Annotated in this window: 13 protein-coding genes; 11 read left to right on the top strand and 2 right to left on the bottom strand. The window is 48.2% G+C overall.

Annotated elements, in window-relative coordinates; translation table 11 throughout:
- The first annotated feature begins 180 nt into the window (after positions 1-180).
- From HXT56_RS04410 to HXT56_RS04385, 6 genes are all read left to right on the top strand, one after another.
- Positions 181-1,980 (top strand): ribonuclease J, encoded by a 1,800-nt coding sequence (locus tag HXT56_RS04410; protein WP_421777844.1) that lies wholly within the window; start codon positions 181-183, stop codon positions 1,978-1,980.
- 115 nt (positions 1,981-2,095) lie between these two features.
- Entirely contained in the window at positions 2,096-4,717 is a 2,622-nt protein-coding gene (gene pepN, locus HXT56_RS04405) for an aminopeptidase N (RefSeq protein WP_421777843.1), read from the top strand.
- A gap of 1,132 nt (positions 4,718-5,849) precedes the next feature.
- Positions 5,850-7,325: a phosphoglucosamine mutase gene (gene glmM, locus HXT56_RS04400; protein ID WP_421777842.1), complete on the top strand. Its 1,476-nt coding sequence runs from the start codon at positions 5,850-5,852 to the stop codon at positions 7,323-7,325.
- A 217-nt stretch (positions 7,326-7,542) separates the two neighbouring features.
- On the top strand, positions 7,543-8,196 hold the full coding sequence (locus HXT56_RS04395; RefSeq protein ID WP_250309926.1) for a peptide deformylase: 654 nt from the start codon (positions 7,543-7,545) through the stop codon (positions 8,194-8,196).
- 231 nt (positions 8,197-8,427) lie between these two features.
- Entirely contained in the window at positions 8,428-9,384 is a 957-nt protein-coding gene (locus HXT56_RS04390; RefSeq protein WP_421777841.1) for a zinc ribbon domain-containing protein, read from the top strand.
- A 174-nt stretch (positions 9,385-9,558) separates the two neighbouring features.
- The gene (locus HXT56_RS04385) at positions 9,559-10,896 is read left to right on the top strand and encodes a hypothetical protein (protein WP_421777840.1); all 1,338 of its coding nucleotides are present in this window, start codon (positions 9,559-9,561) and stop codon (positions 10,894-10,896) included.
- 217 nt (positions 10,897-11,113) lie between these two features.
- Here the strand turns inward: HXT56_RS04385 and glnA are convergent, their stop codons facing one another.
- Positions 11,114-12,550 (bottom strand): type I glutamate--ammonia ligase, encoded by a 1,437-nt coding sequence (glnA, locus tag HXT56_RS04380; RefSeq protein ID WP_116711971.1) that lies wholly within the window; start codon positions 12,548-12,550, stop codon positions 11,114-11,116.
- A 249-nt stretch (positions 12,551-12,799) separates the two neighbouring features.
- Here glnA and HXT56_RS04375 point away from each other — a divergent pair, with 249 nt between their 5' ends.
- The 3 genes from HXT56_RS04375 (at position 12,800) to HXT56_RS04365 (ending at position 17,897) form a co-directional block, all read left to right on the top strand.
- Entirely contained in the window at positions 12,800-14,455 is a 1,656-nt protein-coding gene (locus HXT56_RS04375; protein ID WP_421778491.1) for an AI-2E family transporter, read from the top strand.
- On the top strand, positions 14,452-15,678 hold the full coding sequence (locus tag HXT56_RS04370; RefSeq protein WP_116712070.1) for a glycosyltransferase family 2 protein: 1,227 nt from the start codon (positions 14,452-14,454) through the stop codon (positions 15,676-15,678). The genes HXT56_RS04375 and HXT56_RS04370 overlap by 4 nt, the downstream gene beginning before the upstream one ends.
- Before the next feature lie 242 nt (positions 15,679-15,920).
- Positions 15,921-17,897 (top strand): DEAD/DEAH box helicase, encoded by a 1,977-nt coding sequence (locus HXT56_RS04365; protein WP_421777839.1) that lies wholly within the window; start codon positions 15,921-15,923, stop codon positions 17,895-17,897.
- A 547-nt stretch (positions 17,898-18,444) separates the two neighbouring features.
- Here the strand turns inward: HXT56_RS04365 and HXT56_RS04360 are convergent.
- Positions 18,445-18,867, bottom strand: a complete 423-nt coding sequence (locus tag HXT56_RS04360) for a DUF3052 domain-containing protein (protein ID WP_116712069.1) — start codon at positions 18,865-18,867, stop codon at positions 18,445-18,447.
- Between the two features lie 991 nt (positions 18,868-19,858).
- Here HXT56_RS04360 and nrdD point away from each other — a divergent pair.
- Together nrdD and nrdG are read left to right on the top strand one after the other, a co-directional pair.
- The gene (gene nrdD / locus HXT56_RS04355) at positions 19,859-22,234 is read left to right on the top strand and encodes an anaerobic ribonucleoside-triphosphate reductase (protein WP_421778490.1); all 2,376 of its coding nucleotides are present in this window, start codon (positions 19,859-19,861) and stop codon (positions 22,232-22,234) included.
- A gap of 163 nt (positions 22,235-22,397) precedes the next feature.
- Positions 22,398-23,102: an anaerobic ribonucleoside-triphosphate reductase activating protein gene (gene nrdG / locus HXT56_RS04350; protein WP_250309677.1), complete on the top strand. Its 705-nt coding sequence runs from the start codon at positions 22,398-22,400 to the stop codon at positions 23,100-23,102.
- Positions 23,103-23,547 lie beyond the last annotated feature (445 nt).

Below are 23,547 nucleotides of genomic sequence, written 5' to 3'. Positions count from 1 at the left end.
CTGTGTAAAGAAACTAACGGAATCTCGCCAAAAAGTGACAGTTTCGTTACAGTCGTGTACAGAAAATGTCGAAATCTCGCCAAAAAGTGACAGTTACTTTACAAGCGCGTATAGAAACTAACGAGTTGAGTCCTAACGGTACACTAGAAAGCAGTGCGCAATTGCGCAAGATGTAGTGAGATGAATATGTCAACTGAATTAAGAAAAAATACAGAAACTCGCAAAGAGAAGGGTTCCGCGCATCGTAGCGGCAAAGTACTCCCGCCAGTAGTCAACGATCAGCGTGAAGGTGCACTTATCGCGCCGCCAAAATATCGCAAAGGTTCCATGCGCATTGTGCCGCTCGGCGGCTTAGGTGAAATCGGCCGCAATATGAACGTAATCGAATACAACGGCCACATTTTGCTCGTCGATTGCGGCGTACTGTTCCCAGAAGAAGAACAGCCGGGCGTCGACCTGATTTTGCCAGACTTCCACTATATTCAAGATCGTCTTGACAAAGTTGAAGCTTTGGTACTTACGCACGGTCACGAAGACCATATTGGCGGCGTGCCATACCTTCTCAAGATGCGTCCGGATATTCCGCTAATCGGCTCCAAACTTACGCTCGCGTTCGTAGAAGCAAAGTGCAAAGAACATCATATCGATCCGAAACTTATTCGCGTTGAGGGTCGTGACAAGATGAAAGTCGGCCCGTTTAATCTCGAATTTATTACGGTGACGCACTCCATTCCGGACGCGCTCGCAGTTTGCGTAAAAACTCCAGCCGGAACGCTGATCGATACGGGCGATATTAAGCTCGACCAGCTGCCGCTCGACCATCGCATCACGGATTTGGTGGAATTTGGACGCTTGGGTGAGCAGGGAATCGACTTGCTTATGGCGGATTCCACGAATGCGGAAGTTCCGGGATTTGTAAAGCCGGAAACGTCGATTGGTCCAGCTTTGGATCGCGCTTTTTCTGAAGCTACGCGCAAAATTATTGTTGCCAGCTTCTCAAGCCACGTGCATCGCGTGCAGCAAGTGGTTGACGCAGCGCATAAGTTTGGTCGCAAAGTTGTGTTCGTCGGCCGTTCGATGGTGCGCAATATGTCGATTGCTGCAGATCTCGGCTACTTGCATATTCCTGAAAATACGGTTGTGGACTTAAAGCAAGCCAAGGATATTCAGGACGACAAGCTCGTGTATATGTGCACGGGTTCCCAAGGCGAGCCGATGGCGGCGCTCGGGCGTATTGCGGACGGCAGCCACAGGGATATTACTGTTAACGAATATGACACTGTTATTCTCGCAAGCTCTCTGATTCCTGGCAACGAACACGAAGTTTACAAGGTTATTAATAAGCTTGTGCAGCTTGGCGCGCGCGTAATCAACAAAGATAACGCCGCAATTCACGTTTCCGGACACTGCAACGAAGGTGAGTTGCTGTACTTGTATAACATTGTGAAACCAAAGTGCGCTATGCCAATTCACGGCGAGCATCGTCACTTAGTTGCAAACGGCTTAATTGCAGTAAAAACTGGTGTTGATCCGCAAAATGTTGTTTTGGCTGAAGACGGTGACGTGGTTGATTTGTACCACGGAAACGCTGCGGTTGTAGGCTCGGTGCCTTGCGGTTACGTGTACGTCGACGGCGATTCCGTGGGTGAGCTTACGGATGAGGAGCTTGAAAAGCGCAGGATTTTGGGCACGGAAGGTTTCGTTTCCAGCTTTGTAGTAGTTGATACTGAGCATGCGGACGTGGTTTCGGTGCCGAAGATTTTCCTGAACGCGGTCGCCGAAGACGAAGCTGATTTTGAGAAGGTTCGTCACCAGATTGTTGAGCAGTTGCAGGATGCGATGATGCACGGTGAGCGTGACACGTACAAACTGCAGCAGGTGATGCGACGCACTTTGGGAAGCTGGATTGCGCGCGCGTTGCGCAGGAAGCCGATGATTGTGCCGGTGGTTGCGGATATTTCGGAAAATACGCAAAAGTAAACAAAAATAATCGTAAACATTTGCAGGTAACCGAAAATAATCGTAAATAACCATAAATAATCGTAAATAACCATAAATATAATCAAAAAATAAGAAAAATATAAGGAAGGTATATATGCCAGGAGCAAATCTTACTCGAGTAGAAGCTGCGGAACGTTTTGACGCAATTCAAATGCCAATTCATTACAATGTGTCACTCGATTTAGGTAAGGGTGGCCGCGATTTTACTTCGCGCACGACGATTGAGTTCGACGCTAAGGCTGGGGAAACAAGCTTCCTCGATTTGATTGCAAACAGCGTGGAATCCGTAGTGCTCAACGGCACCGCTCTTGACGTTACGAAAGTTTTTGCAGACAGCCGAATTGAACTCGCGAATTTGCTTGAGCACAATACCGTAGAAGTGGTGGCAAGCTGCCAGTATTCCAACACGGGCGAAGGCTTGCACAGAAGCGTTGATCCTTCCGACGGCAACGTGTACCTTTACACGCAGTTCGAAGTGCCGGACGCTCGCCGCGTGTACGCCGTATTTGATCAGCCAGATTTGAAGGCTGTTTTTGATTTTAGCGTGGACGCTCCAGAAAGCTGGATTGTCACTTCCAACATGCCGGTAGCTAGCGAAACCGCGCTGGAAGGCCGCGAAACCGAAGCTGGCACTTTAGAAAACGGCGCTGTTGAAGGCATGAAGCGCTGGGTATTCGAGCCAACTCCAAAAATGAGCTCCTACTTAACCGCAATTTGCGCAGGTCCTTACGCTGGGTGGCACACGGAATACCAAAACGAAGACGGTCGCGTAGTGCCAATGGCAATGTACTGCCGTCAAGCACTTAAAGACGCGTTTGCAAAAGACGTTGACTACTTATTCGACATTACGAAGAAAGGTTTTGCTTTCTACGCTAAGACTTGGGGAGTGCCATACCCGTACGCAAAGTACGATCAGATTTACGTGCCAGAATACAACGCCGGCGCTATGGAAAACATTGGTATGGTTACGATTCGCGACCAGTACGTGTTCGAATCCAAAGTTACGGACGCCTACGCTGAGCGCCGCGTTGTGACAGTTTTGCACGAGCTTGCACACATGTGGTTCGGCGACTACGTAACCATGAAGTGGTGGAACGACTTGTGGCTTAACGAATCCTTCGCAGAATTCACCTCCACTCTTGCCACCGCTGAAGCAACCGAATGGCATGACGCCTGGAGCACTTTCAACTCCGGCGAAAAAAGCTGGGCACTCAACCAAGATCAGCTTCCAACAACGCACCCAATCGTGGCTCCAATCAACGATTTGAACGACACTTCCGTCAACTTCGACGGCATCACCTACGCAAAGGGCGCTTCCGTTTTGAAGCAGCTCGTAGCTTACGTTGGTCGCGAACAATTCTTTGAAGGAATCCACAATTATTTGAGCAAGCACGCTTACAGCAACGCAACTTTGGCAGATTTGCTGCAGGAATTAGAGCTTACCAGCGGTCGCGATTTGAAGGCGTGGAGTGCGCAATGGCTTGAAAAAGCTGGAATTAACACGATTTCCACGGAAGTCGAAGAAGCTGGCGACGGAACTGGCACGATTACTTCCTTGCGTTTGCGTCAAAGCGCGCCGGCTGAGCATCCTGTTTTGCGCGCTCACCGATTGGCTGTCGGCTTCTACGATTTGGACGAAGCAACTGGCGAAATCAAGCGCACGAAGCGAATCGAACTCGACGTCGACGGCGAAGTAACGGAAGTTACGGAAGCTCGCGGCCTGCGCAGGCCTGCGTTAATCCTCGTAAACGACGACGATTTAACCTACACAAAGCTACGTTTCGACGAAAAGTCGCTTGAATTTGCTGCCGGAAACCTGTACCGTTTCAAGGACTCTTTGACGCGCTCGCTTATTTGGCTCGCGTTGTGGGATATGACTCGCGACGCCGAATTCCCGGCAGAACGCTTTATTGAGCTGAGCCTCAAGGCATTGGCAACCGAGCGCGAATCCACGACTTTCCGTTACGCACTCGGCCAGGTTAAGGTAACCGCAAGCCATTACGTAGTTCCAGAGCATCAGGCAGAAGTTGCAAAGCATGTGGCTCACGAATTGTGGCAGCTCGCTTTGGTGGCTTCGGCCGGCTCCGACGAGCAGTTCCAGCTGCTTAAGGCTTATCTTGGCTACGGCGAAGTGGGAGATGCTGAGTTTGTGCGCGTCGCCCGCGGTTTGCTCGACGGTTCCGTGAATCTGGAAGGCTTGGAAATCGACAACGACTTGCGTTGGAGCATTTTGATTGCGCTCGCTAGAGTGAACGATTTGGACGAAGCTGGAATTGACGCGGAACTCGCCAAGCGCGACACTACTGAAAATCGCGAATACGCTTACCAAGCTCGTGCAGCGCGCGCAACGGCAGAAGCTAAGGATTGGGCTTTCGAACAGGCTTTGCGCAATCTCGATTTGACGAATATGCAGATGGGCGCTGTGGTTGCCGGCTTCACAAGCACGGCTAAGGGCGATTTGGTTAAGCCTTACGTTGAGCGCTACTTTGCTGAAGTTGAGTGGATTTGGAAGAATCGCACCTTCCACATGGCTGAGGCTTTGATTGAGGGCTTGTATCCAACTTATGCGGATGTGGACGAGTTGGTTGCGAGCGGTGAGAAGTGGCTTGATGAGCATAAGGATGCGGATCAGGCTTTGCGTCGCATGGTGCTCGGCAATTTGGATTCCTCGCGTCGCGCGCTTAAGGTTCAGCATTACAACGCTTCCTTGCGCTAGTGCGATGTCCTGCTTTCGCGCTGCATTGAGCAGATAAGTTCTTGCTTAATGCGGCGCGAGTTTATTTTCGTTATCCTTGCGTATCGTCTATGAGTTTTGTAACTGATTTAGTTTTTTGGTTTTTACGAGGCTGGAAAATTTGTGTTTGCGCTTATAGCGCTCGTACACTTTGCGTGTACTCGCTGCTGAGCTTGCGTTGAAAGCACACCGGTGCTTTCAACCCTGAGCAAGCTCACGCTCCGAATTGCCTTCGCGCGCTACGCTTTAAGCGCTTCGGCAGGTCGTCGCGCCCAGTCCTTCGTCGCTCTGGTTGTTAAAGGTTCTAATGTCTGCTTCGTTCTTAATGAATGTTGCTCCATCAGTCCTCTTTTAGTTTTCGTAGAGAAATCCCCCTAAACTCTGCGTGCTAATCGTTAATAACCGTGTCTATCGCCGAGATTTTTCGATTTTTCTTCTTCGCTCGACTTGTCAGTAGCCTTCGGCTCTGCGCGACGACCTGCCGAAGCGCTTAAAGCGTAGCGCGCGAAGGCAATTCGGAGCGGAAACTCGCTTAAGTTGGAAGTCCGGGGGGACTTCCAACGCGAGTTTCGTAGCGAGCGCGTTACCCGCGCGAGCGTCCCTCGTTCAGTGCGAAAAATCTCAAATCTCCACCACGCTAATATTCCTACGACTGAATAGCGACGCAATTAATCTGCGGTGGTGTGTGTGAGGATTCGGTGCAGTTTGTGCGGCAGCGCGAATGCTAGTGGTTTCTAGGCAACAGTACTCAACGTGTGCAGCAGCAATACTGCAAAGCTACATGAACATTTGCGGGAGATTTTCCGGCAAATGTTGTTGTTTTGGCCGTTTTTTGGAACATTCTCCGGAAAATTCCCGGCGTTTGTTGCTAAACTTGCGCAAATATGGAACATTTGCCGGGGGATTTTCCGTATTTTGTTGCTGTTTTGGCCGTTTTTTGGAACATTTGCCGGAGATTTTTCTCCGGCTTTTGTATCACAACCATGTGCGGAGAAATTTTTTATAGCGCGTTATGTGAAACAGTGAGTAGAATTGCGAATAGTGTGTGACGCGCTAGTATGCAATGTAGTTTATGCGCGCGCAATTGAAGTGATTTTGCGAAAGAGGCTTTATTATGCCGAGAATGTTTGGTACAGACGGTGTGCGTGGGTTGGCAAATCGCGATTTAACAGCGCAGCTTGCGTTAGATTTGGGGGATGCTGCGGTGCGTGTGTTGGGAGATACAGCTCCCGCATCTGCCGCTTCCGACTTTTGTGCAGAAAATAGCGTTACAGAAGTTACAGCAACTTCCGCAACTTCCGAAGCCTCAGCAACTTCCGCAACTTCTCACGCCCACTCTCGTCGTCGTGCCCTTATCGGCCGCGATACTCGCGTTTCTGGAGACTTCCTTGCCTCCGCACTCGCCGCAGGTATGAGCGCCGGCGGCTTTGACGTAATCGACGCAGGTATTATCCCAACTCCTGGTGTTGCCTTCCTAACTTCCGTACTCAACGTAGAAATGGGTGCCGTAATTTCCGCATCGCACAATCCTATGCCAGATAACGGCATTAAATTCTTCGCTCGCGGCGGTTTTAAGCTTCCGGATAGTAAGGAAGATGAGATTGAGGCGGTGCTCGGCCAGCAGTGGGATCGTCCGACAGGTGCCGGTGTGGGTCGCGTAAGCCACGACACTACTACCGCAACAAATCTGTATATTGATCACCTTGTTTCTGCGGTTGCCCCGTTGGGAAAGGATTGTGTTACTCGTCCAAAGCCTCTTGCTGGCTTGCGTGTAGTGGCAGACTGCGCTAATGGCGCCACTTCTGTGGTAGCTCCAGAAGCGCTTCGTCGCGCGGGTGCGGAGGTAATTGTTATTAACGCATCTCCAGACGGATACAATATTAACGATCATGCTGGTTCCACTCATCCCGAGCAGTTGCAAGCTATGGTGAAGGCGTCGAAGGCTGATTTGGGAGTTGCTTTTGACGGTGATGCGGATCGCTGCTTAGCCGTGGACGAAAACGGCACTATGGTTAATGGCGATCAGATTATGGGTATTCTTGCGCGCGCAAAGCAAGCCGAAGGTAAGCTGAATCACGATACGCTTGTGGTTACCGTAATGAGCAATCTTGGCTTAAAGCTTGCGCTTAAAGATATGGGAATTGCGACTGTGCAAACAAATGTTGGCGATCGTTACGTTTTGGAAGAAATGCTTAAGCATGATTATTCTCTTGGCGGTGAGCAGTCAGGCCACGTAATTAATCGCGAGTTTGCTACGACCGGTGACGGTACGCTTACAGCGTTGACTTTGTGCCGCGAGGTTGTGCGCGCTGGCAAGAAACTTTCTCAGATGGCAGCTGACTTCCCGCAACTTCCTCAGGCTCTTGTGAATGTTCCTAATGTTGACAAGATGGCGTCTAAGACGAATCCTGCTGTGCTCGCTGCAGTGGAGAAGGAATCGGCTTTGTTGGGCGATACGGGTCGCGTGTTGTTGCGTCCGAGCGGCACGGAGCCTCTTGTGCGCGTTATGTGTGAGGCTGCTACTCAAGCTCAAGCGGACGAAGTTTGCGCTCGACTTGCTCAAGTTGTGGTTGATAATCTCAAGCTGTAACGCAATTCGTAACGCAAGCTGTAAAGTCGTAACGCAATTTGCAGAGTCGTAACGAAACTCGTAACGAAACTCGTAATTCGTGCGAGAGTTGTGCATAACTCTGGAAGTGCGTGAATAATTTTGGTATACTTGTCACTTTAGTGCTGTGTTTGCGACGTGTTCGCAAAGCGCCAGTTTTGTACGTTTTTTATTTACGCCCCCGTGTAAAAGGAGTCCTATGTTTACGCATCACGCAAGTGTCGATACGAAACTCAGTCGCGCTGTTGAGCGCTTGCTTGATTCCGCTACTGAAGACGGTATTTTGCCGATTGTGCAGGCGGGGGAGCCTGTGTTGCGTCAGCGCACGGTTGCTTATGACGGCCAACTTACTCGAGCTACGCTCACTAAACTTATTTCGCTGATGCACAGCACCATGTTGGAAGCTCCAGGAGTTGGTTTGGCGGCTCCGCAGATTGGTCTTGGTCTTGCTATTGCGGTTATTGAAGATCATGTGCGTGACGATGAAGATGATCCGCGCGATATTGCGGAGTTGCCGTTCCGTGCGATTATTAACCCGCACTACGAGCCGATTGGTACGCAAACGCGCAGTTTTTACGAGGGTTGCTTAAGCGTTTCTGGTTACCAAGCAGTGCGTCAGCGTTGGCTTGACGTGCAGGCCACTTGGCAGGATGAAGACGGCAAGCAACATTCCGAACGTTTGCACGGCTGGCCTGCGCGTATTTTCCAGCATGAAACTGATCATCTTCGCGGCGAGCTGTATATTGATCGTGCGGAAATGCGTTCGCTTGCTACCGATGAGAATCTTGAGGATTACTGGGCAGACGAAGCCGTTCCTGTTGCCGCTGCCCGAACTCTCGGATTTGCTATATAAAGTAACGCTATAAAGTAACGATATAGCGTTGCTATATAAAGTAACGCTATATTTTGTGGTTTTGCAAGCTATTTAATACAACCCCCAGGTATTGTTGTTGCGATTGTTGCCTAATAAAAATGTGATTTTATGTTTGTGTGTCGTAACCTGAGTAATAGAATTAGCCGTATGTGCTTTTTGCTGTAGTTGCTAAAAGTGCACGGATGTTCCATTACAGAAAAGGAGAGACAAATGAAGGTTTGTTCTCAATGCAATTCGGAAAATAACGACATCGCAAAATTCTGCAAGAATTGCGGCAACAATATTGAAGCTGTTCAGCCAATGTATGCTCAGCCTCAGCCTGTTCAGCCTCAGCCTGTTCAGCCTCAGCCTGTTCAGCCTATGCACACTCAGCCTGTTCAGCCTCAGCCGGTGTATACTCAGCCTGTTCAGCCTCAGCCTGCATACACTCAGCCTACTCAGCCGATGCAGCAGCAGCCAGCTCAAGGTGCTCCTCACTTTACGCAAGCAGCAAATCAAATAAACACTGAACAGGTAATGCACTTCTTCCGTTGGCTTGTTAGCGCTATTAAGCATCCATCTCATAGGTATCGCGTTTCTAGCTTGTACGCCGTGTTGGTGTTTGTTATCAGCGCGCTTGTGTCTGCAATCCAAACTTATTGCACGGTTCAATCTGGTGCTAACTTCTTCAATTCTTTCACTAATGCTGGTGCTAACTTCCTTTCGTCGATGTTGGAGCGTTCTATTTCTGCTCCACGAGTTTCCGTGCCTATTTCCGTGTTCATTGCAGCTTTCTTCGCAGCAATGATTAGCGTTTATATGACATTCGTTGTTGCGTTAATTGGTGCAAAGATGTTTGGTGATTCAATGTCTGCCAGCCAGTTGCATGTTCAGTTCGCTCAGAAGATGGTGCCGATTGTAACAATTCAGATTTGTGCAGCATTGCTTGGCATTCTTACTCTTTCGACTCCTTCGGTGTTCTTGCAAATATTTGCAGGTTTCCTGACGTTACTTCTCCCATTCTCCTTCGTATCTCACGCTGAATGCACGCGTAAGATGGATCGCGAATGGTTGTGGGTTATTTATGTGTTGGTGGCTGCGATAATTCTTATTATCGTATTCTTCGTCACGATGGGTATCGTAACAAGTGCTATTTCTTCCGCAATGTACGGAGCTTTATTGCACTAAACGGATTTTGCTAATCTGATGTAAATGTGATTCTATAAAAGCTTTCGCTATAGAGTATTTTTTGTAAAGTTTGCGTTAGTTTAGCAAAACAGCTTGCAACAAAAATTTTATTCAAAAGTGCTTAGCGTATGAATAATATGCTAGGCACTTTTGTGAAATAGTAGGAGTTAATTTATGAATTGTATACAATGCGGAAACGCAATTGATAATGATGCTGCGTGGTGTCCAAATTGCGGCTCCAGAGTAGACAATCAGCCTGTTCAGACGCAACCTGCTCAGCCTGTTGCTCAACCAGAGGCACAGCAGTTTACTCAGCCCGTCACTCAACCAATGCAGCCACAATATAGCAATCCCGTTTCGCAAACTACCACAAGTTTTGATTCGGTTCCAGCTTCTGATCCGGCTCCAGCTTTTGATCCGGCTCCAGCTCCAGCTCCAGTAAAAATGAGCAAGAAAACTAAGATTATTCTTAGCGTAGTAGGCGTTTTAGTTGTAATTCTTGGCCTTACATATTACTTTGTTCAAAAAAATGTGTATTCTCAGGAAGCTACAGTTAAGCGATACGTTACTGCTTTGGAAAATGGAAACTTTACAGAAGCTAACAATCTTGTCGATTGGACTTCTAGCAACGTTCCAGATGGTACTCGTGTTCTTATGAACAATAACACTGGTAAGAATACTGAAAATCGTATTGCGAACTCGTCTATTACCGATTTGTCGTACGATTCTAAGCGCGTGACTTACAAAATTAATGGTCAAGAATCATACTTTAATGTTGAGCTTACGCCACCTAAGCAAGAATGGCTCGTATTTAGTTCTTACAAAATAAAGTACCCGACTATAAGCTCGTTGCCTGTAGAAGTACCTAGCAGCATTAAAAAGCTTAATATTAACGGCACTTTAGTGAATTTAGACAAATACAAGAAGTCTTCAAAGAAAGATGAAAGATACGGCTATACTGACGGAAATAATAGTGATAGCACAAGGTATAGTATCCCTGTTTACCCTGGAACGTATACCGTTAAGCCAGTTATAGATTCGCCATTTGTGGAAGCTGATTCTATTAAAGACGTTACTGTTTTTGGTGCCGGATCGAGCGCGGATACTACGGTTGTTAACCTTGTTGCCACTAATAGGTTATCTAAGGGCATTGCAATTGCTGTTAAAAAAGAGATTGATAAGTGCGTAGCTTCTACGGAACCTGAGGTTTCAAAAGAATGTGAATTCGCTATTAAGCTTAAGAAAAAGTCGTATGGATTCTTCTCTGATCTCAACTATGACTATTCCGATATTAAGAGAAGTGTCGAAAAGTATCCTAAGATTAACGATATTAATACTTCTTCCAGTACTTTTAGCACAGATCCATTTACTACAAAGGTAAAGTATCGTTATAAGGTTAATGACGACAAAGATTGGAAAGATGGCGACCAATCTGACAACTTCTGCATTTATGGAAGGTATAAGATTAATGGCGATAATTTGTCCGTTAGCTTTGGCAACAACGAAAATTAGTGACAAGTAGCTGATTAGTAATAATCAAAATACCTAACAAAAAATATAACAAAAAATCCCCCGCAAGTTTTTGTGGGGGATTTATTTTATTTAAGTTTATAACTTAATGTATTCGCTGTACTTACTGTATTTGTTGTACTTACTGTATTTACTGTATTTGCAATCCAATTACTGGATGCGCAAGTAAAACGCAAAGCAAATCAGATATTAAAGCAAATCAGATGTGGAAGTAAAGCTCATACTCAAGTGGCGTTGGAGCCAAGCGAGCCATATCCATTTCCTCATGCTTCAAATTCAGCCAAGTCTCAAGCAAATCGCTAGTAAACACATCGCCCTGCATGAGGAAGTCGTGATCCTCTTCCAAAGCCTGCAAAGCCTCACCAAGCGAAGAAGGAACCTGCTTAATACCCTCATGCTCCTCAGGAGGAAGCTCGTACAAATCCTTGTCAACCGGGGCTGGAGGCTCAATGTGGTTAATCACGCCGTCCAAACCAGCCATAAGCTGAGCTGAGAATGCTAAGAACGGGTTGCAAGAAGGATCCGGCGCGCGGAACTCAATGCGCTTAGCGGCAGGCTCAGCGCCGGCAAGAGGAATACGAATTGCGGCGGAACGGTTGCGCGCAGAGTAAACCAAGTTCACTGGAGCTTCGTAGCCTGGCACCAAACGGTGGTAAGAGTTAAGCGAAGGATTAGTAAAAGCGAGCACGGAAGAAGCGTGCTTAATTAAGCCGCCAATATACCAGCGCGCGATGTCGGAAAGCTGAGCGTAACCGGTTTCCGCGTAGAACAGTGGCTTGCCGTCCTTCCAAAGCGACTGATGGCAGTGCATGCCGGTGCCGTTGTCTCCAGCAATTGGCTTAGGCATAAAGGTTGCAGCCTTGCCAGCCAAAGCAGCGGTTTCGTGAACCACATACTTGTACTTCATCAAATCGTCGCCGGCGTGAACAAGCGTATTGTAACGGTAGTTGATTTCCTGCTGACCAGCGCCGCCAACCTCGTGGTGAGAACGCTCAAGAATCAAACCGACCTTCTGCAGATTGTAAACCATGTCGTCGCGCAAGTCTTGATTGTGATCAACCGGCGGCACAGGGAAGTAGCCGTGCTTTACGCGATTCTTAAAACCAATGTTATTGCTGCCATCATCTTCTGTATCAATGCCGGAATTCCAAGGAGCTTCGTTAGAATCCACCTCGTAGAAGGAACGCTGCATATCGTTTGCGAAACGCACCTTGTCGAAAATAAAGAACTCAGCTTCCGGAGCAAAGCTTGCGGTATCAGCGATACCAGTGGACTTCAAATAAGATTCAGCCTTAATTGCCACCTGACGAGGGTCACGAGAGTATGGCTCATCCGTCACAGGATCAACAATAGAAAAGGCCACATTCAAAGTCTTATGCTTACGGAATGGGTCGATGTAAGCAGTATCGACGTCTGGAATAAGCTTCATGTCGGATTCGTTAATAGCTTGGAAGCCCTGCATTGAGGAGCCATCGAAAGCCATACCGTCGGTGAATGCGCTGTGCAAAAATTCGTCAGCTGGGACTGTAAAGTGCTGCTGGACACCAATCAAATCAGTAAATCGTACGGAAACGTATTCAATGCCTTCCTTTTCAATAAGGGCTGCGGCATCTTCTTTCGTTTGCAACGTGGTCATGGCCACCATTCCTTTCTTAATCTTCAGTAACGAGTTTAGAACTGGGAGAGTGATTTTGGATTTCGTCGACTCGAATATCTCGTTACGTTTGTGTTACGTACTGCGTTGCGTGTTACGAGTAGTGTGGCTGCGTTGCGTGGTTGCGTGATTGCGTTGCGTGGCTTTGTTGCCGCGCAGTTTACATGCCGTAAGCCCTTTTCATCAGTTCGCGCCGGTACAATAGTGAGTATGACATATCACGAGCATGAAATGTATGAAGCTAACGATTTAGCCGATAACGCTAGTGCAGTGCGCTCTGGCGACAACAAACTGGACTTAGCTTCGCTTTTCCCTGCAAAAGGTGACGATAGGCGGCCGCCGGACTGGCTTGGTCGCGCACTTATTTACGTGGCGATTGTTGTTTTTACGTCGATTTTCTTATGGTTTGCGTGGAGTAGCATTTCGTTTATTGTTTTCGACGTCATCGTGTCTATTTTTATTGCGCTCGCTATGGAACCGTTGGTGGTTCGTCTTATTAAGCACGGTTGGAGGCGAGGAGTCGCTTCCGGTTTTACGCTTACGAGTTTGCTGGTTGTCGTCGGTTTATTGCTGGGATTGTTTGGCAATTTGTTTGTGCAGCAGGCTGTGTCGATGGCCTTGGGCTTGCCGGATTTATATCATCAGCTGAGTCAGTTTGTGCTTCATTCTACCGGTTTTAGGATGCCGAATATTGAGCAGCTTGGCATGGAAATTTTGAAGCATGTGCAGACTTCGTGGGTGGTTGATTTTGCCGGTCAAGCGTTGAACACCACGTGGGGTGTGATGACATTTCTGCTTGATTTGCTTACGATTCTTATGGTGACGTATTATATTTCGGCAGCAGGTCCGGCTATGCGTCGAAGCATGTGCCGTTGGATGAATCCGCAGTCGCAGCGAAGGTTTTTGTTTATTTGGTCGGTTGTGCAGGAGCAAATTTCCAGCTTCCTGTTTTCGCGTATTATTTTGGCTGCGATTAATGCCGTGGGTACGGCGATATTTCTTATTGTGATGCACATTCCGTATTGGTTGCCTTTGTCGTTATTCTGCGGCATTGTTTCGCAGTTTGTGCCGACAGTTGGTACCTATTTGGGCGGTGCTTTGCCGATTCTGTTTGCGTGGGGATCGAACGGTTATGGTGCGGCTCTCGCAACGTTAATTTTTATTACGATTTATCAGCAGATTGAAAATATGGTGATTTCGCCGAAAATTTCCGAAAAAACTATGGATTTGAATCCGGCTGTCGCTTTTCTTTCAGTGTTGGTGATGGGTGCTGTATTTGGTGCGCTTGGAGCGTTTCTTGCGCTGCCGGTTACGGCTAGTTTGCAGGCTATTTTTAAGGTGTGTACGAAACAGTATCATCTTGTCTCGTCTCCTCTTATGAACGATCCTCGCCCTGAGCGTAAGTCGCTTATGGTTACGAGCGTTGAAGCTATTGGGCATAATTTTATGAAGCCTGTTCGTGATACGGTGCTTCGCGTGATGCGGGGTAGTAGTTCCAGAATTTCCATGAACGACGATATTTTGTACTGGTACAAGCAGGCGTATGTATCTGATAATACGGATGCTGGCAGCGAAGTTAACGTTTCCGTTTACGATGCGGATGAGGCTGATTCTCTTGCTACGATGGCGATTTCTCGCGAAGTGTTGGACGCTGTTAATAAAGATCTTGCTGCAAATCGTGTGCGACGTGCGAAAGTTGCGAAAAATGCGGAAAGTACGGAAAGTACGGGAAGTACGGAACGTACGGAACGTACGGAAAACGCAGGGAACGCTACGACTGCGCGGAATATTCGCCGTCGCAACAAAAACGTAACAAAAAAGAATACTACAAAAAATAACGTAAAAAATAACGTAAAAAATAACCCACGGAGCGGATGGAAGCAATGATTCTGCTATCAATATTTGACGTATTAGTAATAGTTATTGGTATTAGCAGCGTCGTATACCAAGGCGTGTGCGCTGTAGCATCGCTGTTCGCTAAACCTATTGTTTTCCCCGAAGCGCCTATGGATAAGCATTATGCCGTGCTTATTTCCGCACGAAACGAAGAAGCGGTAATCGGCAACCTGATTCGCTGCATCCAAACTCAGACATATCCGCAAAAGCTCATTGATATTTGGCTTGTGGCCGATAATTGTACCGATTCCACTGCGCAAGTAGGTCGTCGCGCCGGTTGCAATGTTATAGAACGTTTCGACACAAAGCACATTGGCAAAGGGTACGCCTTAAGCTATCTGCTCGACCACATTATGGAAAGTGGTGCGGACGCTGTGTACGACGCCTACTTTGTGTTCGACGCGGATAATAAACTCGACGAACACTATTTTGAAGAAATGAACAAAGGCTTCCACGCGGGCTATCAGATTTTGACAAGCTATCGTAACTCTGTCAACCTCTCCGACAACTGGGTTTCATCCGGTTCTGCACTGTGGTTTATTCGAGAGTCGCGCTTTACTAATAATTCACGCATGCTGTTCGGATCCAGCTGCCACGCGGGCGGTACTGGATTCATGTTCTCACGCGAAATTATGCACCGAAATCGCGGTTGGAAATTCCACCTTCTTACGGAAGATCTCGAATTTACTATGGACTCGATTCTTCACGGAGACAAAGTGGGCTACTGTGGTTCGGCTGTGCTTTACGACGAGCAGCCGGTGTCATTCAGGCAAAGTTGGAGACAAAGGCTGCGCTGGAGTAAGGGCTTCTTGCAAGTGTTCCGCTACTATGGTGCTGCTCTTATACGTCACGGTATTCGCGAGCGCGACTTTTCATCCGTGGACTTTACGCTTATGCTGTGTCCGTTTATGGTATTAGCGATTGTACGACTTATGCTTGGGTTCGTGTTTGCGGCCTTTGGTTTCGTAACGTGGACCAGCCAAATTGAATCCTCACTCAATTTTATTACCACTACAGTTACCAGCGTTTTTGGCATGATGGTGTTTGTGTCGCTGACGATTCTGGTGGAGCACGATAAGCTGGGTGCTACGAATAAGGAGCTGTTCGCGTACGCGTTGAGCTTCCCGATTTTCATGCTTTCTTATGTACCGATTGCGTTCCAAGCCGTGTTCTCAAAGAGTGAGTGGAAGCCGATTCATCACACCGGTAAGTAGGGTAGTGTGCGTTGATTTGGGACGGCTTGGTGCTCTGGCTAACGGCTAATCAAGCCTCAACTAACGGATAATCAAGCCTTCCAACTAACGTTTAATCAATCTGCCAACCAACGTTTAATCAATCTGTCAACCAACGGATAAGAATATATAACGCTTGTGTGGGGCGTGTGCTAGGCTCAGTAAGTTCATGACTTTAATGATTACATGTAGTCAAACTATTACATACTTTACGAAAGGCTATTGTGCCGCATACTCATTATGCTGCGTCCGCCAATAAGCGTGGCGCCAGGAATACGAAAAATCAAAAGAATACGAAAAGTACGAAAGACGTTGGGAAATTTGGTCGCGTTGCTCGCAACGGGAATGCCGGCAACGTGGGTGCTGGCGACGCGGGTGCTGGTGACGCTGTAAAGCGCGGAAAAGTAAAGAAGACGCATAACGAACGTGAATCCTATGAAATTCGCGAGGCGCGTAGTGCGAAGAAGTCCAACAAGCAGCGCAATCCTTTTGAATACCAGGGCAATCACAAACGAAACAGTGTAAAACACGAATTTAACTCGCGAAGGGAACGCAACCGTAAAGCGCAGAAAGCGCAAGAAAAGGCGCGTCAGAAGGCTTTGCGCTATGAGGAAATGGCGATTCGCGAGGCTGAACAGGATTTTGCGCAGGCGGATTTTACGCAGGCGGATGGTTTTGGTAAGAATACTGCGCAACGTGACTCTGCTCAGCACGCTTCTGGTAAGTATGCTTCTGGCAAGTATGCTTCTTCTAAGCGGTCTGCGGCACGCCAATCTGCGGCGCATCACTCGTCGGACGCACACGCATTGTCGACGCAAGATTCTCAATCTTCAGCAACTCAAACTCCAGTAATCATTCCGGATTCTGCAATCGAATCTCGCGACGCTTATCGTGACGACGTAACGTTTGCACAACTCGGGGTGCCGAATCCTATTGTGGAAGTGTTGCGTGCCGACGGAAAGACGACGGCGTTCCCAATTCAGCAGGCTACGTTGCCTGATTCGTTGCGTGGAGCGAATATTCTAGGTCGCGGTCGTACGGGAAGCGGTAAAACATTGGCTTTCGCCATTCCGCTTGTGGCGCGTTTAGCGGAGAACTTTGTTGATCTTATTAATTCCGGCAAAAAACGTAATGCTCGCGAAAGTGGTGATTTGCCGGCTCCTCGTGCAATGATTTTGGCTCCAACGCGTGAGCTTGTGCACCAAATTGACGATGTAGTGGCGCCTCTTGCGGCAGCCTACGGTATGCGCACGGTGACGGTGTATGGTGGCGTGCGATACCAGCGCCAGGTATCGCAATTGAAGCAGGGTGCGCAAATTGTGCTCGCGTGCCCAGGTCGTTTGGAAGATTTGCTGCGGCAAGGTGCGTTGACGCTCGAAAAGGTGATGGTTAGCGTGCTTGACGAGGCCGATGAAATGGCAGACATGGGATTCCTTCCGGCTGTTACGCGACTTCTTGAACAAGTGCAGCCGGACGGCCAGCGAATGCTGTTTTCTGCCACGCTTGATAAGCAAGTTGGCGCGCTGGTGAGCCGCTTCCTTCCAAACGCCGTAGTGCATGCGGTTGACGATGCGGATTCGCAGGTTGACACCATGACTCACCACATTTTTGCTGTGTCGGCGGGAGACAAATACGAAGTGTTGCGCAAGTTGGCTTCCGGATGCAAGCGTTCCATATTCTTTACGCGCACCAAGTATCAGGCGAAGAATATGGCAAAGAAATTTGTGCAGCAGGGTATTCCTGCGGTGGATTTGCAAGGTAATTTGTCGCAAAATCAACGCGACCGGCATTTGGCGGTGTTTGCGGAAGGATTGGTGCGCGTGCTGGTTGCGACGGATGTGGCGGCGCGCGGCATTGATATTAGTGAAGTTGCGCTGGTGGTGCAGACGGAGCCGCCGGAGGACCCGAAGTCCTTCCTTCATAGATCTGGCCGTACGGCGCGCGCTGGCGAAGAGGGTGATGTGGTGACGCTTGTGCTGCCGAATCAAAAGCGTTCGGCGCACACGATGCTTCGTCGTGCTGGGATTCATGCGAAGGCTGAGGATGTGAATCCTGCTTCGCCTGTTTTGGATGAAATCGTGGGAGAGGCTGCTGAGTTGCAGGAAGGTTGGAGTATGCCGGAGCCTGAGCAGCACAAGCGCAAAGGCCGCGGACGTGGACGCGGGCAGTGGCGCGGGCGCGGTCGCTTTGACCGAGCTTGAAATCATTGGGATTTCAAGCTCCTTCAAAGCGTGATTTGGCTCAATTGTGAAGCACGGGGTGCTTAACGCTCGCGCGGGTAACGCGCTCGCTACTGAGCTTGCGTTGAAAGCACCCCGTGCTTTCAACGCAAGCTCACGCTCCGAGTTGCTTTCGCGCGCTAAATCGCAGCGCTCAAGCATGTCGTCGCGCAAACCCCGGAGAGAATTTTCCGGCAAATGTTCCATAAAATCACCAAAGCGCTGCGCGAGCGCCATACCATATGACACGCTCCAAATGTGAGGTGAGTTTCCCGCGTTTGGAGGGTTGTGCAGTCTTATACCCTCCAAATGTGAGGTGAGTTTCCCGCGTTTGGAGGGTTGCGCGAGCGTTACTGGCGCAGAAACTGTACTGCACTAGCGCTTTTACCGAGCTTGAAATCATCGGGATTTCAAGCTCAGTAAAAGCGGAAACTCGCTTAAGTTGGAAGTCCGGGGGACTTCCAACTTAAGCGTTACTAGCGCAGAAACTGTACTGCGTTAGTAACGAAAGTAATGCAGCTGTAATTGCTTACTTGCTTTGGCCCTTGCCAAATGCTCGCAACTGAATTCCGTTCCAATCAGCGCTTACAGTCAACGGCGTAGCGGCGTTCATGCCTGCGGTTTTAGCGGCTGATTGCACGGTGCTGGAACTTGGGGAACCTTCGCGCCCTGGTTTTGGTGTTAATACCCACATAGGTGCGTCGTCGTCAAGCATATTTGTGGCATCCATGATGGTGTCCGCGAGTTCGTCTTCGTCGTCGCCGTCGCGCCACCAAATAACTACGCCATCAACAGCGGAATCGTAGTCCTCGTCCACTAGTTCTTCGCCAGTGAGTTGTTCGATACTTTCGCAAATTGTTTCGTCAACATCATCGTCCCAGAGCCATTGTTGCACAATGTCTCCTCGTTGGAATCCGAATTCCTGTGCATGTTGAAAAGCTATCTGTTCCACGTGACTCAATATATCAAAGCGCCACGAAGTGCGCGCGCACAACGGCGTGTATTGTACTTACTTAAGTAGTCTTTCCTTACTGACTCTGCTTTACGTGCGTGTATAGGAAATGTCGAAAAAGTACACGGCAAATGTTCCAAAAAACCACCAAAACAGCAACATTTACCGGAGAAAAAACTCCGGCAAATGTTCCATAATTACGCAAATTCAGCAACAAATGCCGGAAAATCTCCCGCAAATGTTCCAAAAACCAGCCAATCCAGCAACAAACGCCGGGAATTTTCCCGCAAATGTTCCAAAAACCAGCCAATCCAGCAACAAACGCCGGGAATTTTCCCGCAAATGTTCCTGTAGCTTTGCAGCATTGCTTCTGCGAACGGTGAGTATTTGTTGATTAGTGAGCTTTAACAGTATTGCTCCGCTGACGCTGAGTATTATCGCCTAGAAACCACTAGCATCCGCGCTGCCGCATACACTACACCAGACTCTTCTACCACACCACAAAACACTAGCGGTTTTATTAGTAGTGAGAGATAGGAATTGCTTGTCGAGCAATATAAAAGCGGAGCGATAGTAATAATCTTGTTGATGAATAACTATTTCTGCAAAAAAGTAAGCAAAAAACTAAACTTAACTACCTGTCCGATAGTCCAAATGAGGTATAAGAGCGTAGCGCTGCGAGATAAGTAATTCCTATCTCTCGCAGCCACTCCAGAAAACACGCCAGCAAATTAAGCTCCCTCATCCTCGACACGCCTCAAAAATCGCGAAAGTGACGCAAATCACTATATGTAGGTTGTTATCTTTACGTTTTTCCCTAGATATTGTGCAAGACTTGGGTTATAGTAGAGCAGGTCGTTGTAAACTATTGAAATAGTTTACAACGAGAGAAACGTTAATAAGTAGTAAAAATAATAAAAATAAGTGGTAGAGAGAGGTCTGTCCGATGCAGGTTTTGGAAGAAACTGACGTTGATAACGCAGCAATTCGTATGAATGATGGCGTGGTGGAAGCCCCAGTTTCACGTGTACTTGTAGAGAAGCGCGATGGCCGTGTCGTTGACTTTGACCCAATGAACATCATTATGGCTGTGAAGGCTGCTTTCAAGGACTTGGGCAAGGAAGTCGGTCCGCAGGAAGAGCAGATGATTCGTAGCATTTCTGATCATATTGAGGCCGAAATTCAGGATCGTTACAATGGTCCGGCAAAGATTGAGGATATTCAGACTTTAGTTGAGCACAGCCTTATTGAGAACCATCTGTACGAGGTTGCGCGCTGCTACACGAGCTACCGTCTGAACCGCGATATCGATCGCGCTAAGGCTACGGATATTAACGAAGCCGTGAATCGTCTTGTAAACCGAGACGAGTCGCTCGTTCGCGAAAACGCAAATAAGGATTCCAACGTTTACGCCACCCAGCGCGATCTTCTCGCCGGTGCTGTTTCCAAGGCTTCCGCGTTTTCTATGCTTCCTCACGCCGTTTCTAACGCGCACATGAAGGGTGATATTCACTTCCATGACGCCGATTATTCGCCATTTACTTGCATGAGCAACTGTTCGCTTCCTGACTTTGGCGACATGCTTGCTAAGGGTTTTGCGCTTGGCAATGCCATGATGGATAGTCCAAAGTCTATTGGTACTGCCGCAACCCAGGTTACGCAGATTATTAAGGATATTGCTGGCGCGCAGTATGGTGGCCAGACGGTGAATCGTGCGGACGAAATGCTTGAGCGTTACGCAAAGTGCGATTACGACAAGAATATTGCTATGGCTCACGCTATGATTCCGGATTCTACGCCGATTGAAGTTGCGAAGGATATGATTGACGGTTTGAAGGCTCAGGAGCCTAAGAATCTTCACTGCTCAGACAGGGATCCGCTTCCTGCTGACACTCCTTTTGACGAAAACTTGAGCGAGCTTGATCAGCTTCGTGAAGTTTACGCAAAGATTATGACGCGTAAAGCTATTTACGATGCTATGCAAACGATGGAATATCAGATTAATTCCAACCGCGTTTCTAACGGCCAGACTCCGTTTGTAACTGTTGGCTTTGGTCTTGGTACGTCTTGGTTTGCTCGCGAAATTCAGCGCGCTATTTTGCTTAATCGTATTCGCGGCCTCGGCAAGGATCGTCACACTGCTATCTTCCCTAAGCTTGTGTTTACTGTTAAGCACGGTGTAAACGCGGATCCGGGCGACCCGAACTACGATTTGAAGCAGCTTGCGCTTGAGTGCTCTACTAAGCGCATGTATCCAGACGTTGTGTTCTACGAGAATATCGTGAAGATTACTGGCTCCTTCAAGGCTCCTATGGGCTGCCGTTCCTTCCTTCAGGGTTGGATTGATCCGAAAACCGGTAAGGACGTGGAAGACGGCCGCATGAATCTTGGCGTGGTTACGGTGAATATGCCGCGTATTGCGCTTGAGTCTCATGGTGACGTCGATCGTTTCTGGAAGCTTTTTGACGAGCGTATGGAGATTGCTCACCAGGCTTTGCGTTTCCGCATTATGCGCTGCAAGCAGGCAACTCCTGTGAACGCTCCAACGTTGTTCCGCTACGGTGCTTTTGGCCGTTTGGAAGCTAATGAGAGTGTGGATCAGTTGTTCCGTAACGAGCGTGCTACGGTTTCGCTTGGCTATATTGGTTTGTATGAGACTACGGCCGTGTTCTTTGGTAAGGATTGGATTAAGGATCACAGCTGGAATGAGGATGGCAAGGAGTTTGCGCTTTCTTTGGTGCGTCGCATGAATAAGCTTTGCCAGCAGTGGTCGAAGGCGGAGGGTTACCATTATTCCGTTTACTCGACTCCTGCTGAGTCTTTGACGGACCGTTTCAACCGTATGGATCGTCAGAAGTTTGGCCGCATTGAAGGCGTTACCGATCACGACTTCTACACTAATTCCTTCCATTATCCGGTTTGGTTGCAGCCAACTCCTATGGAGAAGCTTCGTTACGAGGTTGACTTCCCGTATCTTGCTTCCGGCGGCTTTATTAACTACTGTGAGTTCCCTTGCTTGCAGGCGAATCCTAAGGCTTTGGAAGCTGTGTGGGATTACGCTTATAAGATTGGCATTGGTTACTTGGGTACGAATACGCCTATTGATCACTGCTTCGTTTGCGGATTCCAGGGTGATTTTGAGCCGACTAAGGAAGGTTTCCGTTGCCCTGAGTGCGGCAATAGTGATCCGGATAAGTGCAATGTTACTAAGCGTACTTGTGGATACTTGGGCAATCCTGTTCAGCGTCCGATGGTTCACGGTCGTCACGAGGAGATTGCGCACCGCGTGAAGCACATGTCTGGCGAAACTGGTCACGTGACGCTGGATAATGGTGAGTCTCGCGAATGGTATGAGGAAACCAAGTAGTAGATTTCGTTATTTTTATTTATAATTCGTGCCGTTGGTAATGCGTGCGTGTGTTGCGCGTTCCCAACGGCATGAGATTATGTGTAACGCAACTTTTTACGTAGTTAAGTAACGTAATTAAGTAACGTAATTAAGTAACGTAATTAATATAAGGGGGTGGGGTATGGCACGTATTACGCTTCATGATTTTGCGCCGAATGACGCGAATCGCGGTCCGTGGATTCCTACCTCACTTTCTAATAATCCGCGCGCCGGTCAGTGGTCGAGCGAGCGCATGAGCCAGGGCATGGTTGCAGACTATAAGCGTTTTTTGATGACGGACGGCGAGGGTATTCGCTGTTCGCTTTACGTTTCGGGCTGCCCGTTCCATTGCGTTGAGTGCTATAACGAGTCGATTTGGGATTTTCGCGCAGGCCACCCGTATACTCAAAAGCTTGAAGACCAGATTATAAAGGATTTAGCTGAGCCTTATGTTCAAGGTTTGACGCTTCTCGGCGGTGAACCGCTGCTGAATACTGGCATTTTGCTGCCGTTGTGCAAGCGTATTCGCAAAGAATTTGGTCATACGAAAGATATCTGGAGTTGGACTGGCTACACTTGGGAAGAACTTATGCGCCCGGGGGAGACGCCGGATAAACTCGAACTTTTGCAGTACGTTGACATTCTTGTTGACGGCCGCTATATGAAGGATTTGCACGATTCGCTGCTGCAGTTTAGAGGCTCCAGTAATCAGCGAATTATTGACGTGCCAAAGTCTTTGGAAAATCCGCACGATCCGCCGGTAATTTGGGAGAAGTTGCACGATCAGGAGCGTTTTATTCCGTCAATTTATGGAAAAGACCGCGCGCAAGGCGAGGCGCTTGGATGAGCTTGAAATCCCAATGATTTCAAGCTCGGTCAAAGCGCTCACGCGAGCGTTTTGGCCATTTCATGGAACATTCTCCGAATGTACGCGACGATCTGCTTTCGCGCTTAGAGCGTAGTGCGTTAGTTTTTTTACACTCGTGTAAAGTGACTGTCGCTTTTTGGCGAGATTCCGTTATTTTCTGTACAGCGATGTAAAGGAAATGTCGGTTTAGTGATTTGGAACATTTGCCGGAGTTTTTTCTCCGGAAAATGTTGCTGTTTTGGCCTTTTTTTTGGAACATTTGCGGGAGATTTTCCGGCGTTTGTTGTTGTTTTGGTGTTTTTTTGGAACATTTGCGGGAGATTTTCCGGCGTTTGTTGTTGTTTTGGTGTTTTTTTGGAACATTTGCGGGAGAATTTGGTTCTCGTAACCCTGCCTACCTTATATTCAAAGTGATATTATTAAG

The sequence above is a fragment of the Gardnerella nova genome (assembly GCF_049244055.1).
Lineage (GTDB): Bacteria > Actinomycetota > Actinomycetes > Actinomycetales > Bifidobacteriaceae > Bifidobacterium > Bifidobacterium vaginale_H.
The sequence above is the reverse complement of the archived record's forward strand: the minus strand, read 5'-3'. Positions and strand labels throughout refer to the sequence as shown.